Annotated in this window: 8 protein-coding genes; 6 read left to right on the forward strand and 2 right to left on the reverse strand. The window is 71.3% G+C overall.

What is annotated here, in order from left to right; genetic code table 11:
* The first annotated feature begins 181 nt into the window (after positions 1-181).
* On the forward strand, positions 182-868 hold the full coding sequence (locus AB0J02_RS34715; protein WP_363197822.1) for a GntR family transcriptional regulator: 687 nt from the start codon (positions 182-184) through the stop codon (positions 866-868).
* A gap of 203 nt (positions 869-1071) precedes the next feature.
* Here AB0J02_RS34715 and AB0J02_RS34720 read toward each other — a convergent pair whose 3' ends face one another.
* The gene (locus AB0J02_RS34720) at positions 1072-1353 is read right to left on the reverse strand and encodes an HPr family phosphocarrier protein (RefSeq protein WP_363197823.1); all 282 of its coding nucleotides are present in this window, start codon (positions 1351-1353) and stop codon (positions 1072-1074) included.
* A gap of 177 nt (positions 1354-1530) precedes the next feature.
* Here AB0J02_RS34720 and AB0J02_RS34725 point away from each other — a divergent pair, with 177 nt between their 5' ends.
* The 4 genes from AB0J02_RS34725 (at position 1531) to AB0J02_RS34740 (ending at position 6944) form a co-directional block, all read left to right on the forward strand.
* A complete protein-coding gene (locus AB0J02_RS34725) occupies positions 1531-4395 on the forward strand; it encodes a GNAT family N-acetyltransferase (protein ID WP_363197824.1) in 2865 nt (954 codons plus the stop codon).
* Between the two features lie 81 nt (positions 4396-4476).
* Positions 4477-5064 (forward strand): DUF5998 family protein, encoded by a 588-nt coding sequence (locus AB0J02_RS34730; RefSeq protein WP_363197825.1) that lies wholly within the window; start codon positions 4477-4479, stop codon positions 5062-5064.
* The gene (locus AB0J02_RS34735) at positions 5064-6251 is read left to right on the forward strand and encodes a nucleotide pyrophosphatase/phosphodiesterase family protein (protein ID WP_363197826.1); all 1188 of its coding nucleotides are present in this window, start codon (positions 5064-5066) and stop codon (positions 6249-6251) included. The genes AB0J02_RS34730 and AB0J02_RS34735 overlap by 1 nt, the downstream gene beginning before the upstream one ends.
* Before the next feature lie 48 nt (positions 6252-6299).
* Positions 6300-6944 (forward strand): thymidine kinase, encoded by a 645-nt coding sequence (locus AB0J02_RS34740; protein ID WP_363197827.1) that lies wholly within the window; start codon positions 6300-6302, stop codon positions 6942-6944.
* Positions 6945-7007: 63 nt separating this feature from the next.
* Here the strand turns inward: AB0J02_RS34740 and AB0J02_RS34745 are convergent, their stop codons facing one another.
* Entirely contained in the window at positions 7008-7781 is a 774-nt protein-coding gene (locus AB0J02_RS34745) for a VOC family protein (RefSeq protein WP_363197828.1), read from the reverse strand.
* A gap of 275 nt (positions 7782-8056) precedes the next feature.
* On the opposite strand from AB0J02_RS34745, the gene AB0J02_RS34750 reads away from it, so the two are divergent.
* Positions 8057-8914, forward strand: a complete 858-nt coding sequence (locus AB0J02_RS34750; protein ID WP_363197829.1) for a sulfurtransferase — start codon at positions 8057-8059, stop codon at positions 8912-8914.
* Positions 8915-9040: the final 126 nt, after the last annotated feature.

The following is a 9040-nucleotide window of genomic DNA, read 5'->3' on the forward strand; positions in this document are numbered from 1 at the left end:
GGGCTTTCGCGTGCGTGAACCGTTTCTGGCCAAAAAATATCCATGGATTCCGACCTCCCGTCGGAAATTCATGAACGGTGGAATAGAGTCACTGGGCAAGCGCGCCGAACGGGTGCCCATCGCGCTTGCACAAGCGTCGATCGACCGCGTTTTTCGCGGGGATTAAGACGGAGGTCGGGTCATGCGCATTCCCGCGCACTCGGTATGCACGGCGATCCGCGACGACATCGTCGCGGGTGTCTACGAGCGCGGCGGCAAGCTGACCGAGGAACTGCTCGCGCGCCGCTACGGGGTCTCGCGCGTGCCGGTCCGCGAGGCGCTGCGCACCCTGGAGGCCGAGGGCTTCGTCGTCACGCGGCGCCATGCGGGCGCGTGCGTGGCGGAGCCCACCGAGCAGGAGGCGGCCGACCTCCTGGAGATCCGCATGATGCTCGAACCCCTGGGCGCCGCACGCGCCGCACAGCGCCGCACCGAGGCCCATCTCAAAGTCCTGCGCGGCCTCGTCAGGCTGGGCCAGGAGCGTTCCAGGCGTGGTCAGAGCGAGGATCTGCGCTCTCTGGGCGGCTGGTTCCACGAGACCCTCGCGCAGGCCTCCGGCAGCCCCGGCCTGATCACCCTGCTCACCCAGCTCCGGCACAAGATCGCTTGGATGTACGCCGTGGAGAGCCCGAGCCGGCCGGCCGAGTCCTGGGCCGAGCACGGCGCCATCGTGGACGCGGTGGCCCGTGGCGACGCCGAGCGCGCCCGCGCCCTGACCGCTGCGCACACGGAGCGCGCCACGACGGCCCACCGGCTGCGCGTTCCCCATGCGGGCGAGCGTGTGAGGACTTCGCAACATGCCGTAAACACGGCGGGGCTCCGTCATTAACAGGGGAGTCGTATACAAAGAAGTGCGGTATTCACTGAATGGCCGCGGAGCGTATTCGGCTGCCCAGATTATTGACGGTCGGCGCGGTGTAATTCCGATGTCCGAACCGGCGCGCGTGAATTCCCTGTAATGCTGCCCGAATGCCAAACGGCGGAGCCGCGCGCCCCTCGGGGAAATCGCACGGCTCCGCCGGACTGCAGGGATCAGACGGTCTCGGGGAGCTCCTCGAGGCCCTCGGAGACCAGCTTCGCCAGACGGTCGAGCGCGGCGTCCGCGCCCTCGGCGTCGGAGGCCAGGACGATCTCCTCGCCTCCCTGGGCACCCAGGCCGAGCACCGCGAGCATGGAGGCGGCGTTGACGGGGTTGCCGTCGGCCTTGGTGATCGTCACGGGGACGCCGGCCGCCGTGGCCGCGCGGACGAAGATGGAGGCGGGTCGGGCGTGCAGGCCCTCGGCCCAGCCGACGTTGACGCGGCGCTCAGCCATGTGATGCTGCCCTTCAGGTGTCTCACAGTTGTCTAGACCATTCTCACATACCGCCGAGCATGCTCACCGCGGACCCGGCCGCGTAAGAGCGCCGCTCTCCGGCCTTCCATAGCCTGCCTCCCACGCGCGCGGGACGCGACCCGTACGACTGTCGGCGCCCGGCCCTACTCTTGCGGCATGGAGACCCCGTCGGACCGGCATGCCTACCCCGCCCACTGGGAGGCCGACGTGGTGCTGCGCGACGGCGGCACCGCCCGGATCAGGCCGATCACCACCGAGGACGCCGAGCGCCTGACGAGCTTCTACGAGCAGGTCTCGGACGAGTCGAAGTACTACCGCTTCTTCGCGCCCTACCCGCGCCTGTCCGACAAGGACGTGCACCGCTTCACCCATCACGACTATGTGGACCGTGTGGGGCTCGCCGCCACAGTGGGCGGGGAGTTCATCGCGACCGTCCGCTACGACCGGATCGACGCGCACGGCCGGCCCGCCTCCGCGCCCGCCGACGAGGCCGAGGTCGCCTTCCTCGTTCAGGACGCCCATCAGGGACGGGGTGTGGCATCCGCCCTTCTGGAACACGTCGCCGCCGTCGCCCGCGAGCGAGGCATCCGCCGCTTCGCCGCCGAGGTGCTGCCCGCCAACACCAAGATGATCAAGGTGTTCACGGACGCCGGGTACACACAGAAGCGCAGCTTCGAGGACGGCGTGGTCCGCCTGGAGTTCGACCTGGAGCCCACAGAGGCGTCCCTCGCGGTGCAGCGCGCCCGTGAGCAGCGCGCCGAGGCCCGCTCCGTGCAGAGGCTCCTCGCGCCCGGCTCCGTCGCGGTGATCGGCGTGGGGCGCACCCCCGGAGGAGTGGGTCGCAGCGTTCTCGACAACCTGAAGGACGCGGGTTTCACGGGCCGCCTGTATGCGGTGAACAAGGCGTTCCCCGAGGACCTGACCGAGGTCGACGGCGTTCCCGCCCACCGGTGCGTACGCGACATCGACCCCGCCGAGCAGGTCGACCTGGCCGTTGTGGCCGTCCCCGCGCCACACGTGCCCGAGGTCGTCGCCGAATGCGGTGCACGCGGCGTACAGGGACTGATCGTGGTCTCCGCCGGATACGCGGAGAGCGGCGCCGAAGGCCGCGAGCGACAGCGCGCACTGGTCCGACAGGCTCGTACCTACGGAATGCGCATCGTCGGACCGAACGCCTTCGGAGTCGTCAACACGTCCTCGGAGGTACGGCTCAACGCCTCGCTCGCCCCCGAGATGCCACGCCCCGGCCGCATCGGCCTGTTCGCCCAGTCCGGCGCCATCGGTATCGCCCTCCTGGCGCGCCTGCACCGCAGGGGCGGCGGCGTCACCGGGGCCACGGGGATCTCGACGTTCGTCTCCGCGGGCAACCGGGCCGACGTCTCCGGGAACGACGTTCTCCAGTACTGGTACGACGACCCGGACACGGACGTCGCCCTCATGTACCTCGAATCCATCGGCAACCCGCGCAAGTTCACGCGCCTCGCCCGCCGCACCGCGGAGGCCAAGCCCCTCGTGGTCGTGCAGGGTGCCCGGCACAGCGGAATCGCGCCTACAGGGCATGCCGTACGCGCCACACGTCTCCCGTACGCCACGGTTTCCGCCCTGTTGCGGCAGGCCGGAGTCATCCGGGTCGACACGATCACCGAACTCGTCGACACCGGGCTCCTGTTGGCCCGCCAGCCGCTGCCCGCCGGACCGCGCGTCGCCATCCTCGGCAACTCCGAGTCGCTCGGCCTGCTGACCTACGACGTGTGCCTCTCCGAGGGGCTGCGTCCCAAGCCACCGCGCGATCTGACCACAGCGGCCTCCGCGGCGGACTTCCGCGCGGCACTCGAAGAGGCGCTGGCCGACGACAAGACCGACGCCGTCGTCGTCACCGCCATGCCGGCGGTGGGGGAGGGCCAGGCCGAGGACGCCGAGCTGGCCGCCGCCCTGAGCGCGGCCGCGGCGGCGGCGCCCACCAAGCCGGTTCTTGTCGTCCACGTGGAGCTGGGCGGTCTCGCCGAGGCCCTCTCCGCCGCTGCCAGCACCGGCCCGAACGCCCCGGACGTCGCCGCTGCCAGCACCGGACCCAACGCCCCGGACGCCCCCGACACACAGGCGCCCAGGCCGGCCCCCGCCACCACCGAGGCCTACGAGGACACTCCGCGCCTCATCCCGGCCTACCCCGCCGCCGAGCGGGCCGTCCACGCCCTCTCCGAAGTCGTGAAGTACGCCCAGTGGCGGCGTGAGGCGGCCGAGCCCGGCAAGGTGCCCGAGTACGACGGCGTCGACGAGTCGGCGGCCGCCGCTCTCATCACCGAGCTGCTCGCAAAAGAGGACGACCCCCGCGGCGTCGAGCTCGACCCGAAGGACGCCCGCGAACTGCTCTCCCACTACGGCATCCCCGTACGACAGACACTGCCCGCGCCCGACGCCGACCGCGCCGCCGACGCGGCGCGCACCCTCGGCTACCCGGTAGCCCTCAAGACGACCGCCCCGCACCTGCGCCACCGCGCCGACCTCGGCGGCGTACGACTGGACCTCGCCGACGAGACGGACCTGCGGCGCGCGTACGAGGAGCTGACCGAGCAGCTCGGCAAGCCGGCCGAGCTGCGGCCCGTCGTGCAGTCGATGGCCCCGCGCGGCGTCGACACGGTGGTCCGGGCCGTCATCGACCCGGCGGCCGGGGCGGTGCTCTCCTTCGGCCTGGCCGGTGCCGCGTCGGAGCTCCTCGGCGACACGGCGCACCGCCTGATCCCGGTCACCGACCAGGACGCCCGGGGGATCATCCGTTCCATCAAGACGGCGCCGATCCTGTTCGGCTGGCGCGGCGCCGCCCCCGTCGACACGCCCGCGCTCGAAGAGCTGCTGCAGCGCGTGTCCCGTCTTGTCGACGACCACCCCGAGGTCGTCGGCGTCGTCCTCGAACCGGTCGTCGTCGCCCCGCACGGACTGACCGTGCTCGGCGCCTCCGTCCGGCTCGCGCCGCCACCCGCCCGCGATGATCTCGGACCCCGCACACTGCCCGTCGCGTACTGACCGACACCCCCGGGAAATGCCCTCACGGAGGGTTATCCACAGGCGCAACGGCAGTCTCTTCCCGGCCTTAGGATGGACCCCATGGCCAAGACCAGTACGACGACCCAAGGGCTGCGAGCGGCGATCGAGCGCAGCGGCTACTACCCGGCCCTCGTGGCCGAGGCGGTGGAGGCCGCGGTCGGCGGTGAGCCGATCGCGTCGTACCTCGTGCACCAGGAGACCACGTTCGACGCGAACGAGGTCCGTCGTCATGTCACCGTCCTGGTCCTGACCGACACCCGTTTCATCGTCAGCCACACCGACGAGCAGGCGGCCGACACCACGTCCCCGACGCCGTACGCGACGACGTCCACGGAGTCCGTGAAGCTCGACCGGATCTCCTCGGTCGTGCTCAGCCGTGTCGTCGCCAATCCGGAGAAGTACGTTCCGGGCACGCTGCCCCGCGAGGTCGTCCTCACCATCGGCTGGGGCGCCGTCGCCCGCATCGATCTGGAGCCCGCGGCCTGCGGCGACCCCAACTGTGAGGCGGACCACGGCTACACGGGCAGCTCGACCGCCGACGACCTGAGCCTGCGCGTCAGCGAGGCGGGCGACGGACCCGAGACCGTGCGCCAGGCCCTCGCCTTCGCCCAGGCACTCTCCGAGGCCACCGCGGACGCGGGACGCTGATGACGCAGGCTGCCTGGGACGACATAGAGCCGCTGCCCGTCCACTCCGCTCCCGTCCCGGCGTACGGCACCGGATCGCTCGCCGACCTGCTGCCTACCATCGGCTCCCACCTGGGCGTTCCCGGCTGCGCGGCCGCGATCCCGGAGCTCGCGCCGGTGGACCGCGCCTGCGTCTTCCTCATCGACGGTCTCGGCTGGGAGCAGCTGAGGGCGCACCCCGACGAGGCGCCGTTCCTCAGCTCGCTCATAGCCTCCTCGCGCGGCGGCACCGGCAGCCCCATCACCGCGGGCTACCCGGCCACCACCGCCACATCCCTCGCCTCGGTCGGCACGGGCCTGCCGCCCGGCGCCCACGGCCTGCCCGGGTACACCGTGCGCAACCCCGCCACCGGCGAGCTGATGAACCAGCTCCGCTGGAACCCGTGGACGAACCCGCGGGCCTGGCAGCCGTACCCGACGATCTTCCAGCGGGCCCACGAAGCCGGGGTCCACACCGCCCAGGTCTCCGCGCCCGCCTTCCAGTCGACGCCCCTCACCAAGATCGCGCTCAGCGGTGGCACCTTCCACGGACGCCTCTCCGGTGAGGACCGCATGGACCTGGCCGCCAAGCAACTGGCCGCCGCTGACCGGTCGTTGGTGTACACGTACTACAGCGAGGTCGACGGGAAGGGGCACCGCTTCGGCGTCGACTCCGACCCGTGGCGCGGCCAGCTCATGTACGTCGACCGGCTCGCCCAGCGCCTCGCCGAGCAACTCCCGCCGCGCAGCGCTCTGTACGTGACCGCCGACCACGGCATGCTCGACATCCCCTTCGACGAGCAGTCCCGTATCGACTTCGACGAGGACTGGGAACTGAGCGCGGGCGTCGCCCTGTTGGGCGGCGAGGGCCGCGCGCGTCACGTGTACGCGGTGCCGGGCGCGCAGGGCGACGTGCTGGCCGTGTGGCGTGAGGTCCTCGGCGAGCAGTTCTGGATCGCGAGCCGTGACGAGGCGATCGCCGCGGGCTGGTTCGGCCCCCAGGTCGATCAGCGGGTCCGCGACCGGCTCGGTGACGTCATCGCCGCCGCCCGCGACGACGTGGTGATCACCGCCTCGCGGAGCGAGCCGAAGGAGTCCCTGATGGTCGGCAACCACGGCTCCATGACCCCGGCGGAACAGCTCGTACCGCTTCTCGAAGTTCGTTCCTGAGGGCACGCCCTCCTCCTGCCCCGTCACGCGAAAGGTGCCCGACTCCCCATGCCCGAGCTGGTGTTCTTCTCCGGAACCATGGACTGCGGCAAGAGCACCCTGGCTCTGCAGATCGAGCACAACCGATCGGCCCGCGGACTTCAAGGGATGATCTTCACCCGCGACGACCGGGCCGGCGAGGGGAAGCTCTCCTCGCGGCTCGGCCTGGTCACCGACGCGGTCGAGGTCGCCGACGACCTGGACGTGTACGCGTACGTCGTCGACCGTCTCTCGCAGGGCGGCAGAGTGGACTACGTGATCGCGGACGAGGCGCAGTTCCTCGCGCCGGGGCAGATCGACCAGCTCGCCCGCGTCGTCGACGACCTCGACCTCGATGTCTTCGCCTTCGGCATCACCACCGACTTCCGCTCCAAGCTGTTCCCCGGCTCGCAGCGGCTGGTCGAACTCGCCGACCGCGTCGAGGTGTTGCAGGTCGAGGCGTTGTGCTGGTGCGGTGCGCGCGCCACGCACAACGCGCGCACCATCAACGGCGAGATGGTCGTCGAGGGCGCCCAGGTCGTCATCGGCGACGTCGACCACGCCGAGGACGAGATCGGCTACGAGGTGCTGTGCAGGCGGCATCACCGCAAGCGGACGACCAGCGTGACGGCTCAGGCGTCCACCTTGTCGCCCGACGTGCTTCCGGTCGCGTAGCCCCGAGGAACGCGGCACTTCAGGACGCCCGCTCCCCGTTCCCGATCCAGGGGCCCGGGCCCCTCATCCCCGCGATGTCACCAGCGCGAACCGCGCCCCTTCGGGATCCGCGACTGTCGCCACCCGACCGTGTGAACCGTCGCGCGCGGGCTTGACGACATGTCCACCCAGATCGGCGACCCGCTCCACCGACTCGTCCACGTCCGCCACCTCGAAGTACGTCATCCAGTGCGAGCCGCGGTCGCGCGGCAGCGCGTGTCCGACACCCTGCACGGAGGCCACCGGACGGCCTTCGAGGACCAGCGTCAGACAGTCGAAGTCGGCGGAGACGACGGGCTCTTCCGCATAGCCGAAGACCGACTCGTAGAACTTCGCGACGCTCGCGGTCTCCCGTGTCACCAGCTCGTTCCACGCCACCGCGCCCGGCACGCCGGTCACGGCCATGCCCAGGTGCTCCGCCGCCTGCCAGATGCCGAACACCGCGCCCGACGGATCGGAACCGATCGCCATCCGGCCCGCCTCGCCCGCGTCCAGCGGGCCGACGCCCACCGTGCCGCCGCAGTGCCGCACCGTCTCGGCCGTCGCGTCCACGTCGTCCGAGGCCAGATAGGGGGTCCAGGCGATCGCCAGCTGACGCTCGGACGGCAGCAGGCCGATGCCGGCCACTTCCCTGCCGTCGAGGAGCGCCCGTGCGTACGGGCCGAGCTGCTGCGGGCCAGGCCTGAACTCCCAGCCGAACAGTGCCCCGTAGAACTCCTGGGTCGCGGCCATGTCGTGCACCATCAGACTCACCCAGCAGGGTGTGCCCGGCGCGCGCCTGGCTGCTGCCTCGGTCATCGTCACTCTCTCCTCGGAACGGAACCCTCAGGGCCCACGATCGGGAACCCACGTGTCGCATCACGCCCATGCTGATGGTGGCACTCCGTGCCGCACGGCGCTCCCTGGCCGCGCCGAATCCACCGGACTCCTCCCAGAGGATGCCCGAACCGATGTTTCGTAGACGTTGCCGCGCCACGAACCGGCCGTCTCCGGCCGTTTGACGCTCGGTAGTCGATCGAGCACGCTATCCGAACGTGGGCGCTCGGGCCAGACCATGAGCAAGGATGGCCCCCATGAATGCCATCATCACCGCATCTGAACTCGCGAGCGAGTCGGCGGGGGAGCACCCGCCCGTGCTGCTCGACATCCGCTGGCAGCTCAGCGCCGCGAAGGCCGCGGGGGAACCCGCGTTCGATGGCCGGGCCGATTACGAAGCGGGACACCTCCCCGGCGCGGTCTTCATCGACCTCGACACGGAACTCGCAGGTCATGCGGGTGCGGGCGGTGGCCGGCACCCGCTGCCCGACCTGGCCGAGTTCGGCGCCGCGATGCGCGCGGCAGGCGTCTCGGGCGACCGGGCCGTCGTGGTGTACGACGGCGGGCAGGGCTGGGCCGCGGCCCGCGCCTGGTGGCTGCTGCGCTGGACGGGCCACCCCTCCGTGCGCGTCCTGGACGGCGGTCTCGCCACCTGGGACGGCCCTCTGGAGACGAGTGTCCCGTCGCCGGAGCCCGGCACCTTCACCCCTGCACCGGGTGCCACCGGCCTCCTCGACGCGGACGCCGCCGCCGCTCTCGCCCGTTCCGGCCTCCTGCTGGACGCCCGCGCCGCCGAGCGCTACCGCGGCGACGTGGAGCCCATCGACCGCGTCGGCGGCCACATCCCGGGCGCCGTGTCGGCGCCGACCACCGAGAACGTCGCGGCGGACGGCCGTTTCCGCCCGGCCGCCGAACTGACAGACCGCTTCAAGTCCCTTGGCGCGCACGGCGAACCGGGCCAGGTGGGCGTCTACTGCGGCTCGGGCGTGTCCGGCGCCCACGAGGTCCTGGCGCTCGCGGTGGCGGGCGTCGACGCCCAGCTGTACGTCGGCTCATGGTCGGAGTGGTCCGCGGACGAATCCCGCCCGGTGGCTACGGGCCCGGACCCGCAGTAACCGTTCTGCTCTACGTAGTAGTGGGGCCCCGCCCGCAAGAATGCCCGCGGGCCCCCCACGCTATCAAGGCGCCGCATTACGGCAAGTAGGGAAGTTCGGGGGGGTGGGGAAAGGTGGGAAAATGAG

This window comes from Streptomyces sp. NPDC050264 (assembly GCF_040655895.1).
Taxonomy (GTDB): domain Bacteria; phylum Actinomycetota; class Actinomycetes; order Streptomycetales; family Streptomycetaceae; genus Streptomyces.

What these genes read in the sequence shown, in the direction of transcription:
- AB0J02_RS34715 (WP_363197822.1), top strand. Translation starts at nt 182, where the DNA reads ATGCGCATTCCCGCGCACTCGGTATGCACGGCGATCCGCGACGACATC.
- AB0J02_RS34730 (WP_363197825.1), top strand. Translation starts at nt 4,477, where the DNA reads ATGGCCAAGACCAGTACGACGACCCAAGGGCTGCGAGCGGCGATCGAG.
- AB0J02_RS34745 (WP_363197828.1), bottom strand. Translation starts at nt 7,781, where the DNA reads ATGACCGAGGCAGCAGCCAGGCGCGCGCCGGGCACACCCTGCTGGGTG.
- AB0J02_RS34720 (WP_363197823.1), bottom strand. Translation starts at nt 1,353, where the DNA reads ATGGCTGAGCGCCGCGTCAACGTCGGCTGGGCCGAGGGCCTGCACGCC.
- AB0J02_RS34735 (WP_363197826.1), top strand. Translation starts at nt 5,064, where the DNA reads ATGACGCAGGCTGCCTGGGACGACATAGAGCCGCTGCCCGTCCACTCC.
- AB0J02_RS34750 (WP_363197829.1), top strand. Translation starts at nt 8,057, where the DNA reads ATGAATGCCATCATCACCGCATCTGAACTCGCGAGCGAGTCGGCGGGG.
- AB0J02_RS34740 (WP_363197827.1), top strand. Translation starts at nt 6,300, where the DNA reads ATGCCCGAGCTGGTGTTCTTCTCCGGAACCATGGACTGCGGCAAGAGC.
- AB0J02_RS34725 (WP_363197824.1), top strand. Translation starts at nt 1,531, where the DNA reads ATGGAGACCCCGTCGGACCGGCATGCCTACCCCGCCCACTGGGAGGCC.